The 25,098-nt window shown below is 66.8% G+C and carries 29 protein-coding genes; 13 read left to right on the top strand and 16 right to left on the bottom strand.

All coding sequences use genetic code 11. From position 1 onward, the window contains the following. Window positions 1–138 precede the first annotated feature (138 nt). Window positions 139–801 carry a GNAT family N-acetyltransferase gene (locus ACFWFP_RS14645; protein WP_379295252.1) on the top strand — a complete coding sequence of 221 codons (663 nt, stop codon included), beginning with the start codon at window positions 139–141 and terminating at the stop codon, window positions 799–801. 62 nt (window positions 802–863) lie between these two features. Here ACFWFP_RS14645 and ACFWFP_RS14650 read toward each other — a convergent pair whose 3' ends face one another. Next, complete coding sequence (locus ACFWFP_RS14650) at window positions 864–2,135, bottom strand: SidA/IucD/PvdA family monooxygenase (protein ID WP_379295981.1); 1,272 nt, start codon at window positions 2,133–2,135, stop codon at window positions 864–866. Between the two features lie 105 nt (window positions 2,136–2,240). On the opposite strand from ACFWFP_RS14650, the gene ACFWFP_RS14655 reads away from it, so the two are divergent. From ACFWFP_RS14655 to ACFWFP_RS14665, 3 genes are all read left to right on the top strand, one after another. Further along, window positions 2,241–2,948, top strand: coding sequence for a siderophore-interacting protein (locus ACFWFP_RS14655; RefSeq protein WP_379295253.1), 708 nt, complete (start codon window positions 2,241–2,243; stop codon window positions 2,946–2,948). Between the two features lie 101 nt (window positions 2,949–3,049). Further along, window positions 3,050–3,469, top strand: coding sequence for a TIGR03667 family PPOX class F420-dependent oxidoreductase (locus ACFWFP_RS14660; RefSeq protein ID WP_379295254.1), 420 nt, complete (start codon window positions 3,050–3,052; stop codon window positions 3,467–3,469). Between the two features lie 74 nt (window positions 3,470–3,543). Further along, window positions 3,544–4,755 carry a pyridoxal phosphate-dependent aminotransferase gene (locus ACFWFP_RS14665; RefSeq protein ID WP_379295255.1) on the top strand — a complete coding sequence of 404 codons (1,212 nt, stop codon included), beginning with the start codon at window positions 3,544–3,546 and terminating at the stop codon, window positions 4,753–4,755. Window positions 4,756–4,798: 43 nt separating this feature from the next. On the opposite strand, the gene ACFWFP_RS14670 is transcribed toward ACFWFP_RS14665, so the two are convergent. Both ACFWFP_RS14670 and ACFWFP_RS14675 read right to left on the bottom strand, forming a co-directional pair. Next, complete coding sequence (locus ACFWFP_RS14670; RefSeq protein ID WP_379295256.1) at window positions 4,799–6,535, bottom strand: ABC transporter ATP-binding protein; 1,737 nt, start codon at window positions 6,533–6,535, stop codon at window positions 4,799–4,801. Further along, window positions 6,532–8,364, bottom strand: a complete 1,833-nt coding sequence (locus ACFWFP_RS14675) for an ABC transporter ATP-binding protein (protein ID WP_379295257.1) — start codon at window positions 8,362–8,364, stop codon at window positions 6,532–6,534. Before ACFWFP_RS14675 ends, ACFWFP_RS14670 begins: the two co-directional genes overlap by 4 nt. 381 nt (window positions 8,365–8,745) lie before the next feature. On the opposite strand from ACFWFP_RS14675, the gene ACFWFP_RS14680 reads away from it, so the two are divergent. The 5 genes from ACFWFP_RS14680 to ACFWFP_RS14700 all read left to right on the top strand — a co-directional run bounded on the left by ACFWFP_RS14680 (window position 8,746) and on the right by ACFWFP_RS14700 (window position 14,647). Beyond that, on the top strand, window positions 8,746–9,321 hold the full coding sequence (locus ACFWFP_RS14680) for a putative glycolipid-binding domain-containing protein (RefSeq protein ID WP_379295258.1): 576 nt from the start codon (window positions 8,746–8,748) through the stop codon (window positions 9,319–9,321). Between the two features lie 71 nt (window positions 9,322–9,392). Next, window positions 9,393–10,334 (top strand): RluA family pseudouridine synthase, encoded by a 942-nt coding sequence (locus ACFWFP_RS14685; RefSeq protein ID WP_379295259.1) that lies wholly within the window; start codon window positions 9,393–9,395, stop codon window positions 10,332–10,334. 128 nt (window positions 10,335–10,462) lie between these two features. Then, a complete protein-coding gene (locus ACFWFP_RS14690) occupies window positions 10,463–11,197 on the top strand; it encodes a CPBP family intramembrane glutamic endopeptidase (protein ID WP_379295260.1) in 735 nt (244 codons plus the stop codon). A gap of 204 nt (window positions 11,198–11,401) precedes the next feature. Beyond that, window positions 11,402–12,238, top strand: coding sequence for an SDR family oxidoreductase (locus tag ACFWFP_RS14695; protein WP_379295261.1), 837 nt, complete (start codon window positions 11,402–11,404; stop codon window positions 12,236–12,238). A 135-nt stretch (window positions 12,239–12,373) separates the two neighbouring features. Continuing rightward, entirely contained in the window at window positions 12,374–14,647 is a 2,274-nt protein-coding gene (locus ACFWFP_RS14700) for a hypothetical protein (protein ID WP_379295262.1), read from the top strand. Between the two features lie 3 nt (window positions 14,648–14,650). Here ACFWFP_RS14700 and ACFWFP_RS14705 read toward each other — a convergent pair whose 3' ends face one another. The 13 genes from ACFWFP_RS14705 to rpsJ all read right to left on the bottom strand — a co-directional run bounded on the left by ACFWFP_RS14705 (window position 14,651) and on the right by rpsJ (window position 20,669). Then, window positions 14,651–15,088 carry a type II toxin-antitoxin system VapC family toxin gene (locus ACFWFP_RS14705; RefSeq protein ID WP_379295263.1) on the bottom strand — a complete coding sequence of 146 codons (438 nt, stop codon included), beginning with the start codon at window positions 15,086–15,088 and terminating at the stop codon, window positions 14,651–14,653. Beyond that, on the bottom strand, window positions 15,085–15,309 hold the full coding sequence (locus ACFWFP_RS14710) for a ribbon-helix-helix protein, CopG family (RefSeq protein ID WP_379295264.1): 225 nt from the start codon (window positions 15,307–15,309) through the stop codon (window positions 15,085–15,087). The genes ACFWFP_RS14705 and ACFWFP_RS14710 overlap by 4 nt, the downstream gene beginning before the upstream one ends. A gap of 118 nt (window positions 15,310–15,427) precedes the next feature. After that, window positions 15,428–15,697 carry a 30S ribosomal protein S17 gene (gene rpsQ, locus ACFWFP_RS14715; protein ID WP_056818470.1) on the bottom strand — a complete coding sequence of 90 codons (270 nt, stop codon included), beginning with the start codon at window positions 15,695–15,697 and terminating at the stop codon, window positions 15,428–15,430. Beyond that, a complete protein-coding gene (rpmC, locus tag ACFWFP_RS14720) occupies window positions 15,694–15,933 on the bottom strand; it encodes a 50S ribosomal protein L29 (RefSeq protein WP_056818473.1) in 240 nt (79 codons plus the stop codon). Before rpmC ends, rpsQ begins: the two co-directional genes overlap by 4 nt. Next, entirely contained in the window at window positions 15,933–16,349 is a 417-nt protein-coding gene (gene rplP, locus ACFWFP_RS14725; protein ID WP_266296839.1) for a 50S ribosomal protein L16, read from the bottom strand. Before rplP ends, rpmC begins: the two co-directional genes overlap by 1 nt. A gap of 3 nt (window positions 16,350–16,352) precedes the next feature. Next, the gene (rpsC, locus tag ACFWFP_RS14730) at window positions 16,353–17,147 is read right to left on the bottom strand and encodes a 30S ribosomal protein S3 (protein WP_266296840.1); all 795 of its coding nucleotides are present in this window, start codon (window positions 17,145–17,147) and stop codon (window positions 16,353–16,355) included. Next, window positions 17,148–17,549, bottom strand: a complete 402-nt coding sequence (gene rplV, locus ACFWFP_RS14735) for a 50S ribosomal protein L22 (protein ID WP_067448312.1) — start codon at window positions 17,547–17,549, stop codon at window positions 17,148–17,150. Beyond that, the gene (gene rpsS / locus ACFWFP_RS14740; RefSeq protein WP_056818481.1) at window positions 17,546–17,827 is read right to left on the bottom strand and encodes a 30S ribosomal protein S19; all 282 of its coding nucleotides are present in this window, start codon (window positions 17,825–17,827) and stop codon (window positions 17,546–17,548) included. The genes rplV and rpsS overlap by 4 nt, the downstream gene beginning before the upstream one ends. Window positions 17,828–17,841: 14 nt before the next feature. Then, entirely contained in the window at window positions 17,842–18,678 is an 837-nt protein-coding gene (gene rplB / locus ACFWFP_RS14745) for a 50S ribosomal protein L2 (protein WP_379295265.1), read from the bottom strand. 32 nt (window positions 18,679–18,710) lie between these two features. After that, window positions 18,711–19,016: a 50S ribosomal protein L23 gene (rplW, locus tag ACFWFP_RS14750; RefSeq protein ID WP_067448314.1), complete on the bottom strand. Its 306-nt coding sequence runs from the start codon at window positions 19,014–19,016 to the stop codon at window positions 18,711–18,713. Then, on the bottom strand, window positions 19,013–19,687 hold the full coding sequence (gene rplD, locus ACFWFP_RS14755; protein ID WP_379295266.1) for a 50S ribosomal protein L4: 675 nt from the start codon (window positions 19,685–19,687) through the stop codon (window positions 19,013–19,015). Before rplD ends, rplW begins: the two co-directional genes overlap by 4 nt. Continuing rightward, entirely contained in the window at window positions 19,684–20,349 is a 666-nt protein-coding gene (rplC, locus tag ACFWFP_RS14760) for a 50S ribosomal protein L3 (protein ID WP_071926407.1), read from the bottom strand. The genes rplD and rplC overlap by 4 nt, the downstream gene beginning before the upstream one ends. 14 nt (window positions 20,350–20,363) lie before the next feature. Then, entirely contained in the window at window positions 20,364–20,669 is a 306-nt protein-coding gene (rpsJ, locus tag ACFWFP_RS14765) for a 30S ribosomal protein S10 (protein ID WP_040804197.1), read from the bottom strand. A gap of 559 nt (window positions 20,670–21,228) precedes the next feature. Between rpsJ and ACFWFP_RS14770 the strand changes: the two genes are divergently transcribed. From ACFWFP_RS14770 to ACFWFP_RS14785, 4 genes are all read left to right on the top strand, one after another. Continuing rightward, entirely contained in the window at window positions 21,229–21,705 is a 477-nt protein-coding gene (locus ACFWFP_RS14770) for a hotdog fold domain-containing protein (RefSeq protein WP_379295267.1), read from the top strand. A 65-nt stretch (window positions 21,706–21,770) separates the two neighbouring features. Further along, window positions 21,771–22,649, top strand: coding sequence for an ABC transporter ATP-binding protein (locus tag ACFWFP_RS14775; RefSeq protein WP_379295268.1), 879 nt, complete (start codon window positions 21,771–21,773; stop codon window positions 22,647–22,649). After that, complete coding sequence (locus tag ACFWFP_RS14780; protein WP_379295269.1) at window positions 22,646–23,815, top strand: ABC transporter permease; 1,170 nt, start codon at window positions 22,646–22,648, stop codon at window positions 23,813–23,815. The genes ACFWFP_RS14775 and ACFWFP_RS14780 overlap by 4 nt, the downstream gene beginning before the upstream one ends. Window positions 23,816–23,900: 85 nt before the next feature. Continuing rightward, window positions 23,901–25,085: a lycopene cyclase family protein gene (locus ACFWFP_RS14785; RefSeq protein ID WP_379295270.1), complete on the top strand. Its 1,185-nt coding sequence runs from the start codon at window positions 23,901–23,903 to the stop codon at window positions 25,083–25,085. The last annotated feature ends 13 nt before the right edge of the window (window positions 25,086–25,098 follow it).

Genomic DNA, 25,098 nt, shown 5'->3' on the forward strand with positions numbered 1-25,098 from the left:
CCCGAATCCGACCCGAATCGGAACGGCCCGGCTATCACCGGGCGATCGGTCGGGCAACAGTAACACCCAGCCATTAGTATAGGCTAGCCTTACCAATCGAGGTGACCAAGGTTACGATTGAAACGGAGCACCGAGTAGATGAACCCCGCCGGGACCCCCACCGCACTACCTCGCGAGCGGACCGATCTGCCCGCCGAGGTGGCCGCCGCGCCCGCGCCCGCGCTGCCCGTTTTCGCGGCGCCGTTCAGCCTGCGCCTGGTCGATCCCGACGGCACCGACGCCGAGCTGCTCGCCGAGTGGATGGCCCGCCCGCACCTGCTCGAATCCTGGGAACAGGACTGGGACGCCGATCGCCGCCGCGAGAACTTCCGCGTCCAGCTGGCCGGAACCTATTCCCGCCCGTGCATTCTCAGCCTCGACTTCGCGGTCCTGGGCGAGCCCGAACTCGGTGTGCGCGATATCGCCTACCTGGAGTTCTACCGCGCCGCCAAGGACGAGATCGGTCGCTTCTACGACAGCGATCCCGGCGATACCGGCTTCCACATCGCCACCGCCGATACCGCGGTGATCGGCAAGGGCATCATGTCCGCGTGGATCTCCACCATGACCACCGCCGTCTTCGCGGCCGATCCCGCGTGCCGCCGCGTCATGGCCGACCCCGACCACCGCAACGTGGCGATCGCCCGCAGCCTTGCCAAGGCCGGGTTCCAGCCGATCGGCGAGATCGACGTCCGCCCCGACCGGCGGATCGCGTTGCAGTACGTGCCGCGCACCCCGGAAGACATCATCGCGCCACGCTGAGCGCACGAAGCTGAACACAAAGAGCCCCTTCTCTCGTCGAGAAGGGGCTCTTGTGTGCGCACTCAGCGCGCGATGGCAGCGGCCCTCGCCCGTGAAGGCACCGTTTGCAGCACCCGGTCCGAAAGTTCGCCGAGGCAACTGAGGTTCGGGAATCCCGGCCCCTGCGCCATCGCGGCCATATTGGGAAGATAGAGCTTGCCGCCGAGCCCGGTGACCGCCAGGTCGTAGCCGATCGACGACTCGATCCGCGACTGTGTCAACGCACCGCCGACGGCGAGTTCGAGCAGATCAGCGGTCTGCTGATCGAACATCTCCAGGAACCACAGCGGCTGGCCACCAGTGGCGTCCACCACCAGGTCGAAGTTGTGGACCTGGTCGGCGCGCAACTCGTTGCTCAGCGTCAAGGCCAGCGATTCGCCCTGCGGCGCGATCTTGGTGACCCGCCCCTGCAGGTGATGAACGCGGTTGTCGCCCAACAGGCTTTCCTGCACACGCACCGAGAACACCCCGCGGTCGGTGCGCCGGATCACGTCGCGACGCTCCTGGATACTCAGCGCCGCCCACTTCACGGGATCGCTGAACAGCGAGTTCTCGAAGAAGCTCTCGCCACGGGTGTACAGGGTGGCCAGCGGGGAGATCACCGAGATGGTGAGCATCTCGTGGCGAACCAGCTCGTCCAGTGCCGAACCGCCGGTCTCGCCACCGCCGATCACCGCGGCACGCGACGCGGCGGGCAGTGTGCGTTTGCCGGCGCGGTCCCAGAATTCGGCGATGCTGAGCACGCGCGGATGGTCGAGGAGCGCACGGCTGCTGCGGCCGGGGCCGGTGATCATCAGGCCGTCGGCGGTGAGCCTGCTGCGCGCACCGTCGGCGTCGACCACGTCGACCTGCCACTGCTCACCGTCGCCGTGACCGATCTGCTCCACGCGACCGAGCACCAGCTCGAGGTCGATGGACTTCGCGACCCACTGCAGGTACTTGGCCCACACATGGTGTTGCGGACTCGGCCTGCCGCGGTCGATCCACTCGGCGTAGGTGCCGTGTTCGATCAGGAACGTGGTCCAGCTGAAGGCGGCCATCGCGTGGTCGATATCGCGGTTGCGGCCGCGCGCCCAGGTGGAGTGGTACGGGAAGCCGACGTCCTTCTCGGGGCTGGTGCCGAGGCGGTGCTGTCCGTCGGTCCAGCCGCCGGTGGGCAGCCAGTTGCCGCCGACGGCGTGCGCCTCGACCACGACAACGCGCGGAGCGGGCATCCCGAGCGAGCGCAGAACGTGCGATTTAGTCGCCACCGCTAGGGCTTTCGGCCCCGCGCCGACTACCAGGAGGGTTTCCACCGGTTCGTACTCCACTCTCTCACGCACCAGCCCATATTTGCATAGGCTTACCTTATTTAACCACCAGAGCAGACAAACAAGTGTCGTTAGGCTAACCTAACGCTCATGGGTAAGGGATTGAACGGTCTGATAACCAAGGCCTGGGGCGGCGCCGACTACCGGCTGACGGTGACCTCCAACGAGCAGATCACCGACAAGTTCGTCCGCATCGGCTTCACCGCGGGCGGCCTGCTCGCCGACCACCCGGTGCACCCCACCCAGTGGATCCGCCTCTGGATCCCCGACGCGACCAGCGACAAGCTGCACCACCGCGGCTACACCCTGGTCGACCAGAACCCCGACGAAGACACCATGAGCATCGACTTCGCCCTGCACAACGGCCCGGCGGCCGACTGGGCCCGCCGCGCGAAGCCGGGCGACCCGCTCGACGCCACCGTGCTCGGCTCGGACTTCCAGCTCCCCGAGCAGACACCGAGCGAGTACGTCATCTTCGGCGACACCGCCTCGCTGCCCGCCATCAACTCGCTGCTCGACGCCATCGGCGACACCCCCGCGCGAGTCTGGCTGGAATGGCAGTACGAGTCCGACAAGACCATCCCGGTCACCAACAAGCCCCACCACACCCTGACCTGGCTCCAGCGCGTCGACGACGGCCGCCTGCTGCGCGAGGCCGCCCAGGAAATCACCTGCGTCCCCGGCACTTACGGCTGGGTCACCTGCGACGGCCACACCACCCGCTCGATCGTGAAGACCCTCAAGACCCAGCACGCCCTGCCCAAGACCTCGATCAAGTCGCAGGCCTACTGGAAATGAGCGGACCGGTTCCGCGATAGGCCGCGAGGCGGGTGGCGGGCCACCGGGATTTCGGCAAGGGTGAGGGGCGGAAGTTGTCCCCTGCCTGCGAGGAGAGCACCGTGTCCATTCTCGATGCCGCCACCCCCTTCGGCGAAGAGGTCGGCAAGCGGCTGGCCAAGGAACACGTGATCTGGTTGACCACCATCGGCGCGGACACCACCCCGCAGCCGAACCCGGTGTGGTTTCACTGGGAGAACGACGAGTTCCTCGTCTTCACCATGCCCGAGGCGAAGAAGCTGCGGCACCTGGCACACAATCCGCGGGTCGCACTCAACTTCAACGCCACCGAGAACGGCGGCGAGGTTGCCGTCTTCACCGGCACGGCACGCGTGGGCGAGCCGGCCTCCGAGGACGAAATCGCCCACTACGCCAGGAAATACACCCGGGGTTTCGTCGACATCAAGATGACCGAAGCGGAATTCTTCGCGGCCTACTCGGTGCCGATCCGCGTCGCCCCGGAACGCCTGCGCGGCTTCTGAACTGCCGCGGTGCGTGCGCCGGAACCCGGCGAGTACTGTGGCGAGCTCCGTCCGTATCACGGTGGGGAGCCGACATGCAGTTCAAACAGTCGAGCAAGCTCGCGAATGTTTCCTATGAGATCCGCGGCCCGATAGCCGAGCACGCCGCTCGACTCGAGGTCGAGGGACACCGGGTGATCAAGCTCAATACCGGTAACCCGATGCAGTTCGGCTTCGACGCACCGTCGGAGCTGCTGCGCGACATCATCGCCAACCTGCCGTCGTCGGCGGGCTACGCGACCTCCAAGGGGTTGCTGCCCGCCCGGCGCGCGGTGGTGCAGTACTACGAGGGCCGCGGAGTCGACGACCTCGACATCGAGAACGTCTTCCTCGGCAACGGCGCGTCCGAACTGATCATGATGGCGATGACCGCGCTCATCGAGAACGGCGACGAAGTCCTCGTCCCCGCACCCGATTTCCCGCTGTGGACCGCCGCCGTGCATCTCAATGGCGGCAAGGCGGTGCACTACCGGTGCGACGAGAGCGCAGACTGGTATCCCGACATCGCCGATATCGCCGCCAAGATCACCGACCGCACCCGCGCTATCGTGATCATCAACCCGAACAACCCGACGGGCGCGGTGTATCCGGCCGAGGTGCTCGAGCAGATGCTCGAACTCGCCCGCCAGCACAATCTGATCGTCTGCTCCGACGAGATCTACGACAAGATCCTCTACGACGACGTCACCCACACCGTCACCGCCTCGCTCGCGCCCGACCTGCTGTGTCTGACGTTCAACGGCCTGTCCAAGGCCTACCGGCTCGCCGGTTTCCGGTCCGGCTGGCTCACCGTCTCCGGACCGACCCGCCACGCCGAGAGCTACCTCGAGGGCCTGACGATGCTGTCGGGATTGCGCCTGTGCGCGAACGTGCCCGCACAGCAAGCTGTTCAGGCGGCGCTGGGCGGACACCAGAGCATCCACGAACTCACCCTGCCCGGTGGCCGACTACTCGAACAGCGCGATCGGGCGTGGACCGCCCTCAACGCGATTCCGGGTGTGTCCTGTGTGAAGCCCAAGGGCGCGCTGTACGCCTTCCCCAAGCTGGACCGCGCGACCTACCGGATCGACAACGACGAGAAATTCGTGCTCGACCTGTTGCTGGCCACCAAGATTCACGTCGTGCAGGGCACCGGCTTCAATTGGCCCTCCCCCGACCACTTCCGCATCGTCACCCTGCCGCAAGCCGATGAGCTCGACCAGATCATCGGCAGGATCGGCGAATTCCTCTCCACCTACCACCAGTGAACCCGACCTCGGCGGTGTCGCGACACCGCCGAGGCCCTGGCGTTCACGCGGATACCGGCTCCAGGCGCCAGCCGGTTGCCCGCTCGCGCTCGTTCCAGAACGCGGCGTAGCGACCGTTCAGCGCGAGAAGCTCCGTGTGCGTACCGCGTTCGGCGATGCGGCCCTTGTCCAGGAACAAGATCTGGTCGGCATGGGCGATCGTCGAGAGACGGTGCGCCACGACGAGAACCGTTTTGTCCCTGGTGAGTTCGTGGATCCCACGGACCACCACGGCCTCGCTGTGCGGGTCCAGCGCACTGGTCGCCTCGTCGAGCAGGACGATCGGGGCATCCTTGAGCAGGGCGCGAGCGATCGAAACCCGTTGCCGCTCACCGCCCGACAGCGAGGTGCCGCCTTCGCCGACCGCGGTGTCGAAACCGTCGGGGAGGCGATCGGCGATCTCGTCGACCCTGGCGGCCACCGCCGCGCGGCGCAGATCGTCCTCGGTGGCGCCGGGCTTGCCGATGCGGATGTTGTCGGCGACCGAGCGGTTGAACAGGTAGACGTTCTGGAAGACCAGCGAGAGCTGGTCGAGCAGGGTGTCCGAAGGCTGCCTGCGCACATCGTGGTCGCCCACCGAGACCGCGCCGGAGTCGACATCGTAGAAGCGGGCGGCGAGGCGCAGCAGGGTGGTCTTGCCCGAACCACTCGGCCCGACGATGGCGGTGGTGGTGCCCGCCGGGACGGTGAAGGTCAGCTCCGACAGAACCGGTTCGCCGGGGCGATAGCCGAAGCTCACCTCGTCGAAGACCACCGCGGGCGCACCGGGGGTGACCGGTTCGGTCGCGGCGGGCAGCGGCGATTCGGCGAGCAGGTCGGTGATGCGGTCGGCGGCCGCGGCGGCCGAGCGCAGGGCCGCACCCAGCTGGGCGGCCTGGTTCACCGGTTCGATGAAGCGCGCGCTCACCGCGATCAGCGCGATCGCCGCCGCGGCCGAGATCGCGCCATCGGTCACCTGGACGACCGCGATATAGGCCAGCACCAGGAACACGGCCTGCACGAACAGAGCGAACACGGTCAGCCCCGGCACGGTCGCGACCATCATCTTCAGCGCTGCCGAACGTTGCCGCACCAGTGCCGAATCCAGCTTCTTGTTCCCCGCGCCGACCGCGCCGAACGCACGCAGGACCGGCTGGGCCTGCGCGAACTCCACCACCCGCGAGTCGGCCTCGGCCGCGGCGGCGTGCAGCCGGGCGTCGGCGCCGGTGTAGGCGCGAGTGGCGAGATTGTTCACCAGGTAGAGCACCGGTGCGGCGAGCAACATCGCCGCGCCGACGCGCCAGTCGACGAACAGCATCCCGATCGCGACGACCAGCGGCACGATGATGCCGGTGAGCACCTTGGTGAGCAGATAGGCGATCAGGCCCTGCATCTCACGCACCTGCTCGACCATCACCCGCGAGAGCGGGCCCGCGTCACGATCTTCGAACCAGCCCAGCGGCAACGCGTTGAGCTGATCGCCGAGCCGGGTCTGCAGACCGCGCTGCATGCCGAGACCGATCCGCAGACCGATCACCGCCTGCAGGTACCCGAAGACGACCACACCGGCCACGGCGGCGGCCATGCCGAGCGTCCAGAGCCACGCGCCGCTCAGATCGTCACCGAACAGCGCTTCCAGCACGGGCACCAGCAGCAGATACGCGATGGCCTGGCACAGCGCCTGCACCACGATCACGGCGAGCAGGCGCGGGATCAGGGGGGCGAACTCGTCGGGGACGAGCCGGAAAACCTTGCGAATCATCGTGTTTCCTCCACCAGGGCGAGCGCGCCGAGGGCAGCTTCGTTGATCTCCCACAGCCGCTGGTACAGGCCACCGGCAGCGCGCAGTTGCGCGTGCGTGCCCTGTTCGACCAGAGTTCCGTTGTCCAGTACCAGGATTCGATCGACACCGGTGATGGTGTGCAGGCGGTGCGCGATGACCAGCACCGTGCGCCCCGAGACCAGGGCGGCCAGCGCGTCCTGGACCGCGGCCTCGGATTCGGGATCGGCGAACGCGGTCGCCTCGTCGAGGACGAGGACCGGAGTGTCGGCCAGCAGTGCGCGGGCGATCGACAGCCGTTGCGCCTCACCGCCGGACAGCGTGGCGTCGACGCCGATCTCGGAGTCGTAGCCGCGGGGCAGCGCCAGGATCCGCTCGTGGATCTGGGCGGCCCCGGTGGCGCGTTCGATGGCCTCGGTGTCCGCATCGGGGCGAGCGAGCAGGAGGTTTTCGCGAATGGTGCCGCGGATCAGGCGGACGTCCTGGAAGACGAATCCGACCGTGCGGTAGAGCTCTTCGCTGGTGAATTCGCGAATATCGCGGCCGTCGATGGTGATTCGGCCCGCACTCACGTCGTAGAAGCGCGGCAGCAGCTTCGCCAGGGTCGACTTGCCGGAACCGCTCGGGCCGACCAGGGCGGTGATGGTGCCGGGTGTCAGTTCGAGATCGATGCCGCGCAGCACGTCATGGCCGGCGCGGTAGGCGAACTCGACGCCGTCGAAGCGCACGATGCCGGTGTGCACCCCCGCGGGCGTTTCGGCGATCTCCAGTTCCGGGGTCTGCAGGAGTTCGTGCAGGCGCAGGGCCGCGGCGCCACCGGCGCGCAGGGCCTGCGAGCCGTAGCCGAGGCCGAGCAGCGAACTGCCGATACCCAACCCGACCAGCAGGAACGGCAGCAGATCGAGCGGGTTCACCCAGCCGAGGCCCACACCGGCGAGGCCACCGAGGACCACGACCAGCATGACGAACACGGGCATCACGACGATGTCGGAGGCCGCCTGCACGCGAATGATCGGCGTCTTCATCCGATGCGCCGCGTTGACCTGCCCTTCGACAGCGTCCTGGAACTCCTGGTGCGCCTTGCCCGCCTGACCGAACGCCCGCACCACCTGGATACCGTCGACGAACTCGACCGTGGCGGCGGACAACCGACGCTCCCACCGGGTGTACACCGCGAGGCGGTCGCGGCCGTCGCGGTCCATGATCTTGCTGAACAGGAACATGTAGGCGATCAGCGGAATCATCAGTACCAGCGTCAGCCGCCAGTCGACCGTGAACAGGTAGCCGAGGGTGACCAGCGGGACCACCAGCGCGCCGATGAAATCGAGCCGGGCGTGCGCGACCAGGAAGTGCAGGGCGTCGACATCGTCGCGCAGATAGCCCTTGACCTCACCGGAGCTGCGTTCGCCGAACCAGCCCAGCGGCACCCGGGTGAGCTTGGCCGCGAGCAGCCTGCGCAGGGTGAGCTGGTAGCCGGCGTCGACAGCGTGTGACCAGCTCAGCGCCACGACCTGGAGCAACGCCCGCACGACGAGCACGATCACGGCCGCGCCGAACAGCCACCACACCCGGTCGGTGTCGACCGGGGAGTTCAGCAGTTCGCGGCAGGCCGCCACGATCAGCAGGAACGGGACCACCGAGCACACCGAGGCGAGCGCGACGATCAGACTCGCCGCCGTCAGCATCCCCGATACCGGCGCCAGAATCTCCTTGCGCGCCAGCGCTTCCTGCTGCTTCTGCGCTTTCGCTGCCGCCTTGGGCAGCCGGTTCCCCGACTCCGCCCCCGGCGGCGGCGCTACCTGCACCGTCATACCGTTCTCGCCTCTCGACCTGTCCATGGCAACTCCGCCAAAGGTAGGTTAGCCTAAGTTGAGTGGTTGTGGACGATCGGGGAAGGTTGTGTGAACTGCCCGTCAACCCGTCGGCAATTCACTCTTTCGGGCGTAATTTCCTTCCTACCTCTTGATCTCGTGTAGCGGTGGGAGAACGAAAATGTTTGTCACGTCAATCATTTCAGCAATCGCCGATTGCCATTCCGACCCTGGAAAGCTGTCGCCCGAACAGGCGCATCGGGCGATGCAGATACATCTCGAATGCAGCGTCGACCTGTGCCGGGTGCGACGGCGTGCGCGGCAAGTCCTCGTCGAAGCGAAACTGATGGTGCTCGATCAGCGGGCGGGTTAGCGTTTTCCATGTTCACTTCGCTGCCCTCTTCGGCCGCCTGGTTACATCGTGACGCGCGGACCGGATTCGAGGTCACCTATTTCCGTGACGATGCGCGCGGAGTTCTCGTCGAAGGGTGCGCGACGGCCGTCGAGGACGGGGCGGTCTGGGCGATCGACTATCGGCTGCGGCTCGACGGGAGCTGGCACACCCGGTCGGCGCAGATCGTCGGACGCTATCCCGAGGGCAGGCGGTCGGTGACCGTGCAGTCCGATGGGCTGGGCCGCTGGCAGGTCGACGGCGCGGTCGCGCCCGAGCTCGACGGGTGTCTCGATATCGATCTCGAGGCGTCGGTGTTCACCAATGCCTTGCCGGTGCATCGCCTCGGGCTCGCTGTCGGCGACGGCGCCGACGCGCCCGCCGCGTATGTGCGCGCCGCCGACCTCACCGCGGCCCGATTACCGCAGCACTATCGCCGGATCGTCGACGGGGCAGGTCAGCGCTACGACTACCGTTCCCCCGAATTCGACTTCCACGCCACCCTGGACTACGACGAATCGGGTCTGATCGTCGACTACCCCGGGCTGGCCACCCGCACCGCGTGATCCACGACGTCGAGCGGGTTCCGAGGGGCCGACCGCACACGGCGCCACCGGCTCGACAACACTTCATTGCTATGCGACGTAGGCAGCAGCCGCCGCTGCCGAAACGGCACGGCCTCGATCCCGCCCGGCTCCGGCTCCCGGAGGACGGCCGGTGGACGACCGTGCGCGACCACCTCGTCGAGCGGTTGCCGCGAGTGGATCCGGCCAGGATCGACGCGATGCTGATGGCGGGCGAGATCGTGGATCTGGAAGGTCCGCTGACGCCGGACGCGCCGTTCGTGCCAGGCGGCGCCGTGTGGTTCCACCGCGATCTGCCCGTCGAGACCGAGGTGCCGTTCGAGATCGGGATCGTGCACCGCGACGACGACATCCTCGTGATCGACAAACCCCACTTCCTGGCGACCATCCCGCGCGGTCAGCACATTCTGCAAACAGCGCTGGTGCGGTTGCGCAACGAGCTCGAACTGCCCGACCTGATCCCGGCGCACCGACTGGACCGGGTCACTGCGGGCCTGCTGCTGTTCGTGGTGAATCCGGCGCGACGCGGGGCCTATCAGACGATGTTCCACCGCAAGACCGTGCGCAAGGAGTACGAGGCCATCGCGCCCTACGATCCCGCGCTCGAGCTGCCGCGGACCGTGCGCAGCCGGATCATGAAGGACAAGCAGGTGCTCGCCGCTTACGAGGTGGCGGGCGAGCCCAATGCCGAGACCGAGGTCGAGCTGGCCGAACACCGCGACGGGCTCGGGCGCTACCGCCTTCGCCCGCACACCGGGCGAACCCATCAGCTGCGCCTGCATATGAACGGGCTCGGCGTGCCGATTCTCGGCGACGACTTCTATCCGGTGATCACCGATAAATCGGTCGACGATTACACGCGGCCGTTGCAATTGCTGGCGGCCTCGCTCGAATTCACGGATCCGATCAGCGGAGTGCCGCGACGGTTCGAAACGCGACGCGAGTTACAGGCGTGGACCGATATGGCCGGATGGTCCCGATCCCCTGTCAAGTAGCTCACAGCACCGGCGCGGGCTGTCGATCTTGGTGGGTCCATTCCGGGCCGCTCAACGCCGGAGTCGGCGGGTTGTCCCGCATTCACCGGACCGTTTTCGTTTCGTGATATTTCCGTACACTCGGTCGGGTGCCCGTACCCGCCGTCGCCGATTCCCCGCCGAAGCTCCATGCCTATATCGATATCGCCGTGGTCGTCGTCGTGCTGGCAGGCACCAATCTGATCGCGCACTTCACGACGGCGTGGGCCAATATCGTCACCGTGCCCGTCGCGGCGTTCGCGCTCTTGGCGCTGATGCGCAAGCGGGGGCTGGGCTGGTCCGAACTCGGGCTGTCACCCAGGCACTGGAAGCGCGGGACGGTGTACGCCCTCGGCGCGGTCGGGATCGTGTTGACCGCGGTCGCGATCGGCGCTCTACTACCACTCACCAGGCCGTTCTTTCTCGCCGATCGGTACGCGACGATTTCCGGAGCCCTCATCGCGTCGATGATCGTCATCCCGCTGCAGACGGTGATCCCCGAAGAACTCGCGTTCCGCGGAGTGCTGCACGGCACGCTCGACCGGGTTCTCGGCGTCCGCGGGCTCTTCGCGGCCGGATCGCTGATGTTCGGCCTCTGGCACATCGCGTCCTCGTTGGGCCTCACCTCCGGCAACAAGGGACTGTCCAGCATCGTCGGCGGGGGCGTGCTCGGCCAGATAGCCGGGATAGCACTCGCCGTGGCCGCCACCGCCGCCGCGGGCGTCGTGTTCACGTGGCTGCGCCGCCGCAGCGGTAGCCTGCTCGCGCCGATCGCTCTGCACTGGTCGCTGAACGGCGCGGGCGCGCTCGCCGCCGCTGTCGTCTGGCACACCGCCCTGCGCTGAAGCCGGCCCGAACTCGGCAGCTGATCTCCACACTGCCGGCGATAGCGTTGTGCGCAAGTCGAATGCCGCATGCGCCTGATGATCAAGTGTCCAGAAGTCGCCGCCGAGGCTATCGCCGGGTCGCGATGGCGTGGAATACTGGCAACAATTTCTGGCATGACAACATGCCAGATGTAGCCGTTCCATCGAGGGGACATGTCCGCCATGAAACGTACGCACACCGGCAGGGTCGTCGCGGTGACCGGCGGTGCCGCTGGGATCGGGCTGGAGATCGCGCGGCAGTTCGCGGTCGCGGGAGCTCGGGTGTGTCTCGGCGATCTGTCGGGCAGTGCGGCGCGCGAGGCCGCGGCCGGGCTGCCGGGAACCGTGCACGGGTGCGAACTCGATGTGACCGACGAGCGGTCGTTTCATGACTTTCTCGCCGTCACCGAGGCGATTCTCGGTCCGGTCGACGTGCTCGTCAACAATGCCGGAGTGATGTGGGTCGGACCGTTCGACACCGAACCCGACAGCGCGACCGCGCGCATGCTCGCGGTGAATCTGCACGGGGTGATCCGCGGGGTGCGGCTGGCGGCGCCGGCGATGCGGACACGCGGGCGCGGACAGATCGTCACCATCGCGTCGATCGCGTCCAAGGTCTCCCCCGCCGGTGAAGCGACATATGCCGCGACCAAACACGGCGTGCTCGGCTACCTGAGAGCGGTCCGCGAGGAATTGCGCGGGAGCGGCGTGCAATTGACGGCGATCATGCCCGGGGTGGTCGATACCGCATTGGCGGCCGGAACCGATACGGGCGCAGCACCATTGCTCCAGCCGAGCGACGTCGCCGCGGCCGTGCTCGATGCTGTCGCACGGCCGCGATTCGAGGTGACGTTGCCCGCACATCTCGGGCCGCTGCTCGGCCTGTCCGGTGCGCTGCCACAGTGGTTGCGCGACTTCGTCTTGCGCCGAACGGTGCCGAATCAGGTTGCGGCGGTGGCCGGATCGTCGAGCCGCGCGTCCTATGAGAAACGGCTGCTCCGCGGCGACACCGATTCCTGAATTCCGGCGTGTCGCCGCCGGGGATTCGGCGGAATCGACTCGTTGTCGTTGACCGGGGCACGGTCGGCGTTTACGCTCTCTGGCAATCACACATATGTTCGATAGTCCATATGTTCGAGTGACGGAAGGCGCGACATGTCCGACGATCGGTTGAGCGAGAACGCCGCCATCGCGCCGAACACCGAGATCACAGCGCTCGCCCAGCAGGTCGCCACGGCCCGCGACAAGCTCCCCCTCCAGCACGACACGGCCCTCTACGACGCGCTCTCCGACGACGAGATCCGCGCCGAACGGGAACTGGCCGAATGGATTCGCACGCAGCGACGCACACAGCGCCGGCGCGCCGTGGGCGACGAACTCGCCGCCGAACAACGCGACCGCCGCACCAACGCCCTCATCCGCCGCACCGACGAAGCCGACGCGCGCTGGCATCGCAAGGCTCTGGCCGCACGACGACGGGTGTCGAGCGCCGACGCGCGCCTGGCCCAGTTGTACCGGCGGTCGGAATGGTCCTCGCGCGCGCTGATCGGGGTCGTCGTTCTCGGCATGGTGTGGGCCGGGGTCAACGTGCAACGCAATCTCGTGCCGAGTGGCGACATGAGCGACCCGCTGTACTGGCTCAGCTACGGCATCGAGGCGATGATCTCGATCCCGATCATCGTCATCATGGTCACCGCGACCACCGCGGCCCGCTGGGGACGTGAGCTGGAGCGCGGCAAGGTGATCGTGTTCGAACTCGCCCTGCTCGGCACCACCATCGCGTTGAACGCCGGCCCCCACCTGGCCGCCGGATCCTTCGGTCGCGCCGCCGAATTCGCCATCGCCCCGGTGATGGTGGGTGTGGTGATCTGGTTGCACGCGTGGGTCTCGGCCCGGTACGCGATGCTGATCGAGAGCGCGTCGGTCGAATTGCCAGGGGACACCGGGTATTCCGCATCCGAACGGATGGCTTCTCGTGCGTTCCCGCAGCAGGCGGCCGACTCCCTCGCCGCCGACAGGCAGGCGCTGGGGCAGAACCTGAGGATCGGGGTCGCGCCCGAACTCCGCTCACCGTTGGTCGACCCGGCTGTCGTCAGCTCGACCGCTCCGCATTCGGCGCAGACGCATGACCTACGTGAAACCGCGACCCCCACCGACGTCGCGACTGCCGCGACATTCGGCGGGCACGATGCCGCGGACGTCGCGACCGAGGCGACCGAGGCGACCGAGGCGACCGAGGCGACCGATCATCTCGAGTTCGCCGCCGCGAAAACAGCGTCCGCCGCGGGCACCGACGAATCGGCTTCCACCATAATCGGAACAGCTTTCGAGACCGCCGCGGCTTCCGCGCAGGCGAATCCCGCCGACAGCCTCGACCAGCCGATCGTCTCGGAGCCGGTGGTTCGCGATACCTCGGCGCCGAGCGCGACACCGCTGGTCGCAGCGGCCGAGGCAATCGCAGCGCCGTCGGCCGAACGCACCTACCCGCACGGCCTGCGCCGCCCGTCCGCCGACAAGCCGAGCGCCCCCGGCACCCTCGAACTCATCCACAAGGCAGCCGCCGACCATCGCCGCAACGGCACCGAGCACGTCGGCCGGACCACTGGGGTCGCCTCGACCTTGCGCCGAATACCGGTCACCACCGCCGCGCACTCCCCTGCGGGCGAAGCGACCGGCACCGACCCGGTTCCCGAGGCGACGATGCACGCCGGCACCGTCGCCCGTGACCCTGATGGCGACACTCCACCGATCACCGATCCGGTAGCGGTGCACAACGATCCCCAGCCCCCCGCCGCGGAGCCGGAGCAGCTGACCCTCACCGCGGAACCCGCTGAGCAACTGGTCCTGCAACCGGAGCCCGCTCAGCACACCGCGCCGACCCCCGAACGGACCGCCACCACCTCCCCGGCATCACCCCTCGCGCGGACCGCCACCACCGTCGCGTCCCCAGCCCACGAGCCGACCGACTCCACCATCACAACTCCACCCGCCGGCCGTACCGACCACACCGTCGCAGCTTCCACCGCCAGCCGGGTCGATCACTTTGTCGAGGCCGAGACTCCTGAGCCGTCGCGGGCCACCGCGCAGCCGACGACATCCAGCCCTGACCCCGCCGCCCCCTTCGACAAGCCCGCGGCAACAGCCGACCCGGGCGGCAATGACGCCCCCGAGGAAGACGAGGAAGACTTCGCGGCCCCCGACGACTTCGACTTCGACGAAGACACCGAGGTCCGCGCCCTGGCCCGCCAGGTCGCCCACCGCAGCCCCCTGCGCCTGACCCTCGGCCAGATCGAAGAGATCCTCGAGCTCACCGACCAGTCCTGGTCGGCCCGCAGCATCGGCAGCGAAGTCGGCGTCCCCAGCAGCACCGTCACCAACATCGTCGAATTCGCCCACAAGATCCGCCAGCCCTACGCCTTCACCGGCTGAGCGTCAGTCGGCGTCGTCGGGAAACAACCGGAACGCCGGGTATCCGTTCAGCGGACGTAGCACACGGAAGTCACGGCGATCGAGCGTCAATATTGCATCGGTGTCGAATTCGGCCGCCAACGCGACGCAGACGGCGTCGACCAGGTCGAGGTCCAACCCGTCGTATGTTGCTCGGACCGAAAGCGCCACCTCGAGTTGGGCAGCGTCCGGCTGGGCTAGAACCACACGGGTGGACGCGATGCGTTCGGCCAACAGCCCGAGGATCCGGTCAGCGATTTTTCTACCACCACGAACACTTGCAACATGATGAACCTCGGTCAATGCCATGGGGCTGACAACCAATGCGCTGGCTGAATCAGCTACTCGCCGCACCGCGAAATGCTCGGGTTCCGTGCGGTTGAACATCGCGAGCAGACCCGAGGTGTCGGCGACGACGATCATGCGGATCGGTTCATAGCGTCTCGAATATCGTCCTTGCTGATCGGCCCGCCGAGATCGAAGGTCTCGTCGTCGTCCAGAAGCGGAGTCTTCCACTGCCGGTTGCGCAGCAGGTACGCCCGCAAAGCGTCGCGCATGATCTCGTTCTTCGACCTGCGCTCGGCGTCAGCTTGGGCTGCCAGTGCCGCCTCTTCGTCATCTGTCAATCGCATCGTCCACGCCATGTAGTGAATGGTATCAACAATGAAACCATTCAGGACCATCCCGCGAAACGACGAAGGCCCGCTTCCCCAGAGGGAAACGGGCCTTCGTACAACGATCTCGATGGATCGAGGAGGGACCTTACTTGGCCTTCTCCAGGACCTCGACCAGACGCCAGCGCTTGGTGGCCGACAGCGGACGGGTCTCCATCAGCTGAACGTGGTCGCCGACGTGGGCGATCTCGTTCTCGTCATGCGCCTTCACCTTGGAGGTGGTGCGAATGATCTTGCCGTAGAGCTTGTGCCGGTGACGGTCTTCCAGCTCGACGACGATCGTCTTGTTCATCTTGTCGGAGACAACGTAGCCGCTGCGTACCTTGCGGCTGTTGCGCTCTTCGGTGTTCTCGCTCATGCCGCATCTCCCTTGCCAGCGGGCGCCGTGGCCAGGCCGAGCTCGCGCTCACGCATGACCGTGTAAATGCGCGCGATCTCGTGGCGGACGACGCGCAGTCGACGGTTGTTGTCGAGCTGACCCGTCGCCATCTGGAAGCGCAGGTTGAACAGCTCTTCCTTCGACTCGCGCAGGCGTGCCACGAGCTCTTCTTCGTTGAGCTCACGGAGCTCTGCGGCCGGTGTTTCGGTAGCCATCAGAACTGCTCCTCCCTGGTCACGATCCTGCATTTCATCGGGAGCTTGTGCATCGCGCGGCGCAGGGCCTCACGAGCGGTCTCCTCGTTGGGGTAAGACATCTCGAACATGACCCGACCGGGCTTCACGTTCGCGACCCACCACTCCGGCGAACCCTTACCGGAACCCATGCGGGTTTCGGCCGGCTTCTTCGTGAGCGGACGGTCGGGGTAGATGTTGATCCAGATCTTGCCGCCACGCTTGATGTGGCGGGTCATTGCGATACGCGCCGACTCGATCTGACGGTTGGTGACGTAGGCGGGCTCGAGAGCCTGGATGCCGTACTCACCGAAGGCCACCGCGGTGCCGCCCTTGGACATGCCCGAGCGACCGGGGTGGTGCTGCTTGCGGTGCTTGACGCGACGGGGCATCAGCATGCGTCAGCCCTCCTTGTTCTCTGCCGGAGCCTCCGCCACTGCAGTGGCGGCGCGACCGACCTCGGTGCTGGTCGCGGTGGTGCCAGTGGCGCCGGACCGACGAGGGCGGCTCGGACGCTCGCGACGCGGGCGCTCCGGAGCAGCGGCGGCGGCGGTCAGTTCACGACGACCACCGACGATGTCACCCTTGTAGATCCAGACCTTCACACCGATGCGACCGAAGGTGGTCTTGGCCTCGTAGAGGCCGTAGTCGATGTCCGCACGCAGCGTGTGCAGCGGAACGCGACCTTCACGGTAGAACTCCGAGCGCGACATTTCGGCGCCGCCGAGGCGGCCCGAGCACTGCACACGGATGCCCTTGACGTTCGGCGAACGCATGGCCGACTGAATGGCCTTACGCATCGCACGACGGAACGCCACACGGTTGGACAGCTGCTCGGCCACACCCTGAGCAACCAGCTGCGCATCCGACTCGGGGTTCTTGACCTCGAGGATGTTCAGCTGAACCTGCTTCTTGGTGAGCTTCTCCAGCTCGGCGCGGATGCGGTCGGCTTCCGCGCCACGACGACCGATCACGATGCCGGGACGCGCGGTGTGGATATCCACACGGACGCGATCACGGGTGCGCTCGATCTCGACCTTCGAGATGCCTGCCCGCTCCATGCCAGTGGCGAGGAGCTTGCGGATCTGAACGTCTTCCTTCACGTATTCCGCGTACTGCTTGTCCGCGTACCAACGCGACTTCCAGTCGGTGGTGATACCGAGGCGGAAGCCATGGGGGTTAATTTTCTGTCCCATTTACTTTGCCCCTCCCTTCCGGCGGCTACGAGTGGCAGCGCCGGTGGTGGGCACGCTCTCGACCTCGATGGTGATGTGGCTGGTGCGCTTGCGAATCCGGAACGCACGGCCCTGGGCCCGCGGCTGGAAACGCTTCATGGTGGCGCCCTCGTCGACAAAAGCAGTCGAGATGACCAGGGTGGCCGGGTTGAGGCCGAGGTTGTTCTCGGCGTTCGCCGCGGCCGAAGCCACGACCTTGGCCACGGGCTCGCTGGCAGCCTGCGGTGCGAACCGCAGGATCGCCAGCGCGTCCTCGACGCTCTTGCCGCGGACCAGGTCCACGACTCGACGGGCCTTCATCGGGGTGACCCGAACGTGCTTGGCGGTTGCGCGTGCAGTCGGGTTCTGAATGGTTTCAGTCATCGCCGCTTGCTCTTCCGGTCGTCCTTGACGTGGCTCTTGAACGTCCTGGTCGGCGCGAACTCACCGAGCTTGTGGCCGACCATGTTGTCCGAGATGAACACCGGCACGTGCTTGCGACCGTCGTGGACGGCGAAAGTGTGTCCGATGAAATCGGGGATGATGGTCGAGCGACGCGACCAGGTCTTGATGACCTGCTTCGTGCCCTTTTCGTTCTGCACGTCCACCTTCGCGAGGAGGTGGTCGTCGACGAACGGGCCCTTCTTGAGGCTGCGTGGCATTTCTTACCTCCTCCTTAGCGCTTCTTGCCGGTCTTACGACGGCGAACGATGAGCTTGTCACTCGGGCGGTTGGGCTTGCGGGTGCGGCCCTCAGGCTGACCCCACGGGGAGACCGGGTGGCGACCACCGGAGGTCTTACCCTCACCACCACCGTGCGGGTGGTCGACCGGGTTCATCACGACACCACGGACGGTAGGACGACGGCCCTTCCAGCGCATACGGCCGGCCTTGCCCCAGTTGATGTTCGACTGCTCGGCGTTGCCGACCTCGCCGACGGTGGCGCGGCAGCGCACGTCGACACGGCGGATTTCACCCGAGGGCATACGAAGGGTCGCGTACGGCCCTTCCTTGCCCAGCAGCTGAATGCTCATTCCGGCGGAACGAGCCAGCTTGGCGCCGCCGCCCGGACGCAGCTCCACGTTGTGGATCGTGGTACCGGTCGGGATGTTGCGCAGCGGCAGGTTGTTACCCGGCTTGATGTCGGCCGTGGGGCCGGACTCGATCGGGCTGCCCTGCTTGATGCCCTTCGGCGCGATGATGTAGCGCTTCTCGCCGTCGGCAAAGTGCAGCAGTGCGATGTTGGCGGTGCGGTTGGGGTCGTACTCGATGTGAGCGACCTTGGCCGGGATGCCGTCCTTGTCCAGCCGACGGAAGTCGATCAGACGGTAGGCACGCTTGTGACCGCCACCGCGGTGACGCGTGGTGATGCGACCGTGCGCGTTACGACCACCGGACTTGGTGAGCGGGCGCAGCAGCGACTTCTCCGGCGTCGACCGGGTGATCTCGGCGAAGTCCGAGACGCTGGAGCCACGACGGCCCGGCGTTGTCGGCTTGTATTTACGGATTGCCATGAGTTCTTCTCGCTTTCTGGAGTCCCAGGCGCTTACGCGACCGGTCCTCCGAAGATCTCGATGGGCTTGCTATCGGCCGAGAGGGTCACGAGTGCGCGCTTGGTGTCCTTGCGCTTTCCGTAACCGAATTTGGTCCGCTTGCGCTTGCCCTGACGGTTGGCGGTATTGACGCTGGTGACCTTGACGCCGAAAACCTTCTCGACGGCGATCTTGATCTGCGTCTTGTTCGAATCCGGGTGCACCAGGAAGGTGTAGGTGCCTTCCTCGATCAGCCCATAGGACTTCTCCGAGATGACCGGTGCGAGCAGGATGTCGCGGGGGTCGGCGATGGTGCTCACTTGCTCTCCTCCTGGGCCGCCTCGGCGGGACCGTGAACGAACGCGTTCAGGGCCTCGACGCTGAACACCACGTCGTCGCTGTTGAGCACGTCGTAGGTGTTGAGCTGATCCGGGGCGATCGGCAGCACGTTCTGCAGGTTCGCCACGCTCTTCCACGCGGCGACGTCCTCGCGGCCGACGACGACCAGGAACTTCTTGCGGCCCGAGAGCTCGGCCAGGAAGTCCTTGGCAATCTTGGTCGACGGGGTCTGACCCGAGACCAGTTCGGTGATCACGTGGATGCGCTCGTTGCGGGCCCGGTCGGAGAGGGCACCGCGCAGGGCGGCGGCCTTCATCTTCTTGGGGGTCCGCTGGCTGTAGTCACGCGGCTGCGGGCCGTGGACGGTGCCACCGCCGGCGAACTGCGGCGCACGGGTCGAGCCCTGACGGGCGCGGCCGGTGCCCTTCTGGCGGTACGGCTTCTTGCCACCACCGGAGACCTCGCCACGAGTCTTCGTGGAGTGGGTGCCCTGGCGAGCGGCGGCCAGCTGAGCGATGACGACCTGGTGCATCAGCGCGACGTTGGCGGTCACGTCGAAGATCTCCGAGGGGAGTTCGACGGTGCCTTCGGTCTTGCCGCCTGCGGCCTTAACGGTCAGCGTCAGGTTGGCCTTCTTGTCGAGGCTGGTCATGCGTGCGCACCACCCTTCACGGCGCTCTTGACGATCACGACGTTGCCCTTGCGGCCAGGGATGGCACCCTTGACCAGGAGCAGGCCGTTCTCGGCGTCGACCTTGTGAACCGAGAGGTTCTGCGTGGTGACGCGGTCGTTACCCATACGACCCGACATGCGCATGCCCTTGAACACGCGGCCGGGAGTGGCACAGCCACCGATGGAACCCGGGCGACGGTGCACAGCCTGCGCACCGTGCGAGGCGCCCTGGCCCTTGAAGCCGTGACGCTTCATGGTGCCGGCGAAGCCCTTGCCCTTGCTGATTCCGGTCACGTCGACGTAGGTGCCCTCTTCGAAGACGTCAGCCGAGAGTTCCTGGCCGATCTCGAAGGTGGAGGCATCCGCGACGCGGATCTCGGTGACGTGGCGGCGCGGGGTGACACCGGCCTTGGCGAACTGGCCGGAAGTCGGCTTGTTCACCTTGCGCGGGTCGATGGCGCCGAAAGCGATCTGCACGGCCGAGTAGCCGTCGCGCTCCACGGTGCGAATCTGGGTGACCACGTTCGGGCCCGCCTTGATGACGGTGACCGGGACGACGCGGTTCTTCTCGTCGAAGACCTGGGTCATGCCGAGCTTGGTGCCCAGGATGCCGGCTGCGGGCCGGTTCTTGTTGTCAGTCATGTCTCGAGTCCCCGTCACTGAATGTTGACGTCGACGCTGGCCGGGAGGTCGATGCGCATGAGCGCGTCCACCGTCTTCGGCGTCGGGTCGAGGATGTCGATGAGGCGTTTGTGCGTGCGCATCTCGAAGTGTTCGCGCGAGTCCTTGTACTTGTGCGGCGAACGGATGACGCAGTAGATGTTCTTCTCGGTCGGCAACGGCACAGGCCCGACCACACGGGCGCCGGTGCGGGTCACCGTTTCCACGATCTTGCGCGCTGACGCGTCGATCGCCTCGTGGTCATAGGCCTTGAGCCTGATGCGGATCTTTTGTCCCGCCACGCTAAGTGTCCTTTTCTCCGCTTTCCTTCGTGGTCACAGGAGCTAGCTCCCGCACCACCCTCAATTTGCACAGCCCGAACACAAGAAAGACGCCTCAGCGTGGTTTCCCACTGAAAGACCCGCAACCAGGGCGCACCAAAAGGCACTACCTAGTCCTCGCCGCTGTTCATCTGTCATGGTTCTCCGGCCCACGCGGTCGGGCGTGTCGCCCTAACGCTTATTCTCCGACCCTGGTCATGTGCTCACCATCGGTCGAAAGTGCGTGGTACCGAACGTATCCGCACCGGCGGACCGGCGAGATACAAACTACTGCTCCCCCCGCCCAGGCCATCCGCTCCGAGGAGTCGGTCGATCCTGCGCAAGGCAACCCGAACAGTATGCACCATGCCGACGACGTCCTTCAAATCGGGGGTCATGAGGTATCGATCACGCCCGCACAGGGGCTTCCACCTCGACCGCACCGCCGGCTGGGCTGTACCGATGAATGGTAGCTGGCTCGTCGCCCCGCCTGGCCACCGGAGGGCTTCCACATAACTTACTTTTGAGTAAGATAGGGCCTATGACACAGGAAACCGCGACCTTCCGCGGCTGGAAGAAGCTGCCCGACAATCGCATCGGGCACGCGCTGTTCTCGCTCGGCATGGTTGCCCGGGTCCCCTACTTCGGCACCGTGCTCCCCCAGGTGGTTCGCCTCGAGCCCGGCGTCTGCGAGGTGACCTCCCCGAAGTGGTTCGGCATCAACAATCACCTCGGCACCTTCCACGCGATCGCGGCCTGCAATCTGGCCGAGGTGGCGATGGGCATGCTGAGTGAGGCCACCGTCCCCACCACCCACCGCTGGATCCCCAAGTCGATGAACGTCCAGTACCTGGCCAAGGCGGAATCGGGTCTGCGCGCCGTGGCCAAGCTCGACGAGATCCCCGACTTCGCCGCGATCACCAAGGGCCAGGAACTGACGGTGCCGGTCTCGATCTACGACAAGGACGGCATCGAGGTCGTGCACGCCGACATCACCACCTGGGTGTCGCCACGCTGATTGCGGCCACGTGAACCGCGGCACCGGTACGGTTGTGGGTCAGGCAACAAAGGACGGGGAGTTCGATGTTGGAAGTGGCCCATGTGACGCGCCGGTTCGGGGAGAACGTGGCGGTCGACGATGTGTCGTTCGCGGTCCTGCCCGGTGCGCTGACCGGGTTCGTCGGGGGCAACGGGGCGGGCAAGACCACCACGATGCGAATGATCATGGGCGTCTTGGCCGTTCAGTCCGGCGATATCCGGTGGGACGGCCGGTCGGTGACCGAGCAGGATCGGCGCTCGTTCGGCTATATGCCCGAGGAGCGGGGGCTCTATCCCAAGCAGCCGGTACTCGACCAGCTCGTGTACCTGGCCCGCTTGCGTGGACTGCCCGCCGACGAGGCGAAGGCGCGTACCGAAACCTTGCTGGAGCGGTTCGATCTGGGCGCGCGCGGTAAGGACAAGCTCGAATCGTTGTCGCTGGGCAATCAGCAGCGCGTCCAGATCGCGGCGGCGGTGATCGCGCAGCCGTCGGCGCTGATCCTGGACGAACCGTTCTCCGGGCTCGACCCCGTGGCCGTGGATTCGATGGTGGAGTTGCTGCGCGAGTACGCCGATCAGGGTGTGCCGGTGCTGTTCTCCTCGCATCAGCTGGATCTGGTGGAGCGGCTGTGCGATCAACTGGTCGTACTCGCCGCGGGCCGGGTGGTCGGGCAGGGCTCGGTCGACGAGCTGCGGTCCAGTGGCGGCTCACGGTATCGGCTGGTGCTCGACGACGATGCGGGGTGGTTGCGGGGGTATCCGGGGGTTCGCGTGGTCGAGAGCGCCGGGCCGGGCGTGTTGTTCGAGGTCGACAGCGGCGGCACCGATGGGGTGCTCAAGGAGGCGCTGTCGCGGGGGTCGGTGCGCGAGTTCGCCGAGGTGCGGCCGACGGTCGCCGAGATCTACCGGGAGGTGACGGCATGAGCGGCGTGTGGCGGATCGTTGCCGCGCGGGAGATCGCGGTGAAGCTGCGTGACCGCAACTTCGTCATCTCGACGGTGGTGACGCTCGTGGTGATCGTCGCGTCGCTGCTCCTCACCGGGTTCCTCAGCAGCAGACCCGACAAGATCGAGGTGGCGATCGCCGGTTCGGACACCTCGGTCGTGCTCGCGACGGCGAACACCCTGGCCTCGAGCGCGGGTACCGACACCAGCTTCACCCCGCGACCCGTCGCCGACCGGGCCGCGGTCGAGCAGCTGGTGCGCGAGGAAACGGTCGACGCGGGACTGGTACCCGCCGACACCGGCGGGTGGCAGCTGATCGGCAAGACGGCCGAGGACGAGGACGCGACCACCTACATCACCGCCGCCGCCCAGCAGCTCGCGTTGCAGCGCAATGCCGCCGCCGCGGGCGTGTCGCTCGAAGAATTGGGGCGCGGTGCGGAGGTGACCTACGGCTTGCTCGAGCAGGGCGCGATCGACCCCGGACTCGCCAAGAGCATCGCGTTCGTCTTCGCGTTCCTCTTCTACATGGCGTCGGTGCTGTTCGGCATGTCCATCGCGCAGAGCGTGGTCGAGGAGAAGCAGAATCGGATCGTGGAGATCCTGGCGAGTGCGATTCCGTTGCGGCAGTTGCTGATCGGCAAGGTCGTGGGCAACGCCTTGCTGGCGTTCGCGCAGCTGGCGGTGTTCGTCGGTGCCGGGCTGATCGGGTTGGCCGTCACCGGCAAGGGTGGCCAGCTGGGCCAGATCGCCGGGGCCGCGGGCTGGTTCATCGTCTTCTTCCTCGTCGGCTTCCTCGCTCTGGCGAGCCTGTGGGCCGTCGCGGGCGCGCTCGCCACTCGCAGCGAAGATCTCCAGTCCACCTCGACTCCGCTCGGGTTGCTCATCATGATCGTGCTGTTCGCCGGCATCTTCCTCACCGGCACCGCCCGGACCATCGGCTCCTATGTTCCGATCATGTCCATCGTCGCCATGCCCGCCCGCCTGGCCGACGGCACCGCCGCCTGGTGGGAGCCTTTCATCGCCCTGGCCCTGATGGCGATCGCCACCTACGCGATTGTCGTCGTCGCCGAGAAGATCTACCGCCGCTCGCTGATGCAGACCCAAGCCCGCCTGACGATGCGCCAGGCCCTGGCCTTGGAGGACTAGGGGACGACAGTGCTGCGTCGAGGCGCTGTGACGACCGGATCACTGATGCTTGCGTGGTGACGGGTGGGGCCGATTGAATGCGGACGTGAGTGTTGTGCGGGAATTCGATATCTGTGTGGTCGGGCTGGGGCCGACCGGGCGGGGGTTGGCGCATCGGGCCGCGGTGGCCGGGTTGCGGGTGGCGGCGGTGGATCCGCGGCCGGAGCGGCTGTTCCCGCCGACATTCTCCTGCTGGATCGACGAACTCCCGCAGTGGTTGCCCGCGAGCGCGATCGCGCAACGGATCGCGGCGCCGACGGTGTGGACCAAGGGCAAGCATCGGATCGAGCGGCCGTACTGCGTGCTCTCCAAGGCCGGGCTGCACGACGCGTTGGCCTTGGACGACGCGACCGTCTTCGCGGATCGGGCGCGGCGGGTGGACCCACACGAAGTGGAACTCGCGGACGGAACAGTGATCTCGGCGGGGACGGTGTTCGATACGCGAGGACTGCCGACGTTGGGCAAGCGCAGAGCCGCCTCGGCGCACGGGATCTTCGTGGACGCGGAGACCGCGGCACCGATGGTCGCGGAAGGTGAAGGGCTGCTGCTGGATTGGCGGCCGGAGAACGGGGCCGGCCCGGACGAGCCGCCGTCGTTCCTCTACGCGGTGCCGCTCGGGGACGGGACGGTGATCTTCGAGGAGACGAGCCTCGGGTTACGTGGCGGGATGCCGCAGCACGAATTACGCAAGCGCACGCTGAGCAGGCTCGCGGCGCACGGTATCCGGCTCACCGGCGACGAACCGCACGAAGCCGCCCACTATCCCCTGGATCAGCGGCCCCCGAAGAAGGGCACCGCGATCGCGGTCCCGTTCGGCTCACGTGGCGGGATGATGCACCCGTGCACCGGCTACAGCGTGGCCGACTCCCTGGCGCTGGCCGATACCGCCGTCGCCGCGGTGGCGCGCGGCGAGGACCCGATCGAAGCCCTCTGGCCGTGGCAGGCCAGGGCCGTGTACTGGATGCGCATGCGCGGCCTGTGGGGTCTCGGCCGGCTCACCACCGACCAGTCGATCGCCATGTTCGACGCCTTCTTCACCGAATCCGAACGCGGTCAGCGGGCGCTGCTCTCGGCCCATGACGACTACACCGCCCTCGGCGCCGTCCTGTTCAACACCGTGGCCCACACCTGGCCGTTCCGCTGGCGCTACGACCTCGTCGGCTGGACCAACCGCAACCGGTGGCTCGACCACCCCTTCGCTCCCGCCGACGCCGACTCACCCAGCCGATAACGCACTGATCGCC

The sequence above is a fragment of the Nocardia sp. NPDC060249 genome, assembly GCF_042728755.1.
GTDB lineage: Bacteria > Actinomycetota > Actinomycetes > Mycobacteriales > Mycobacteriaceae > Nocardia.

Bases quoted from the DNA above. Each gene is read 5' to 3' on its own strand.
- rplV (WP_067448312.1), bottom strand. From the start codon at position 17,549: ATGACTGAAACCATTCAGAACCCGACTGCACGCGCAACCGCCAAGCAC.
- ACFWFP_RS14780 (WP_379295269.1), top strand. From the start codon at position 22,646: ATGAGCGGCGTGTGGCGGATCGTTGCCGCGCGGGAGATCGCGGTGAAG.
- ACFWFP_RS14770 (WP_379295267.1), top strand. From the start codon at position 21,229: ATGACACAGGAAACCGCGACCTTCCGCGGCTGGAAGAAGCTGCCCGAC.
- ACFWFP_RS14775 (WP_379295268.1), top strand. From the start codon at position 21,771: ATGTTGGAAGTGGCCCATGTGACGCGCCGGTTCGGGGAGAACGTGGCG.
- ACFWFP_RS14670 (WP_379295256.1), bottom strand. From the start codon at position 6,535: ATGATTCGCAAGGTTTTCCGGCTCGTCCCCGACGAGTTCGCCCCCCTG.
- ACFWFP_RS14675 (WP_379295257.1), bottom strand. From the start codon at position 8,364: ATGACGGTGCAGGTAGCGCCGCCGCCGGGGGCGGAGTCGGGGAACCGG.
- rplP (WP_266296839.1), bottom strand. From the start codon at position 16,349: ATGCTGATGCCCCGTCGCGTCAAGCACCGCAAGCAGCACCACCCCGGT.
- ACFWFP_RS14705 (WP_379295263.1), bottom strand. From the start codon at position 15,088: ATGATCGTCGTCGCCGACACCTCGGGTCTGCTCGCGATGTTCAACCGC.
- rpsQ (WP_056818470.1), bottom strand. From the start codon at position 15,697: ATGAGCGAGAACACCGAAGAGCGCAACAGCCGCAAGGTACGCAGCGGC.
- rpmC (WP_056818473.1), bottom strand. From the start codon at position 15,933: ATGGCTACCGAAACACCGGCCGCAGAGCTCCGTGAGCTCAACGAAGAA.
- ACFWFP_RS14685 (WP_379295259.1), top strand. From the start codon at position 9,393: ATGCGACGTAGGCAGCAGCCGCCGCTGCCGAAACGGCACGGCCTCGAT.
- rplD (WP_379295266.1), bottom strand. From the start codon at position 19,687: ATGACCAGCCTCGACAAGAAGGCCAACCTGACGCTGACCGTTAAGGCC.
- ACFWFP_RS14710 (WP_379295264.1), bottom strand. From the start codon at position 15,309: ATGGCGTGGACGATGCGATTGACAGATGACGAAGAGGCGGCACTGGCA.
- rpsC (WP_266296840.1), bottom strand. From the start codon at position 17,147: ATGGGACAGAAAATTAACCCCCATGGCTTCCGCCTCGGTATCACCACC.
- rplC (WP_071926407.1), bottom strand. From the start codon at position 20,349: ATGACTGACAACAAGAACCGGCCCGCAGCCGGCATCCTGGGCACCAAG.
- rplB (WP_379295265.1), bottom strand. From the start codon at position 18,678: ATGGCAATCCGTAAATACAAGCCGACAACGCCGGGCCGTCGTGGCTCC.
- ACFWFP_RS14700 (WP_379295262.1), top strand. From the start codon at position 12,374: ATGTCCGACGATCGGTTGAGCGAGAACGCCGCCATCGCGCCGAACACC.
- ACFWFP_RS14645 (WP_379295252.1), top strand. From the start codon at position 139: ATGAACCCCGCCGGGACCCCCACCGCACTACCTCGCGAGCGGACCGAT.
- rpsS (WP_056818481.1), bottom strand. From the start codon at position 17,827: ATGCCACGCAGCCTCAAGAAGGGCCCGTTCGTCGACGACCACCTCCTC.
- ACFWFP_RS14680 (WP_379295258.1), top strand. From the start codon at position 8,746: ATGTTCACTTCGCTGCCCTCTTCGGCCGCCTGGTTACATCGTGACGCG.
- ACFWFP_RS14665 (WP_379295255.1), top strand. From the start codon at position 3,544: ATGCAGTTCAAACAGTCGAGCAAGCTCGCGAATGTTTCCTATGAGATC.
- ACFWFP_RS14695 (WP_379295261.1), top strand. From the start codon at position 11,402: ATGAAACGTACGCACACCGGCAGGGTCGTCGCGGTGACCGGCGGTGCC.
- ACFWFP_RS14655 (WP_379295253.1), top strand. From the start codon at position 2,241: ATGGGTAAGGGATTGAACGGTCTGATAACCAAGGCCTGGGGCGGCGCC.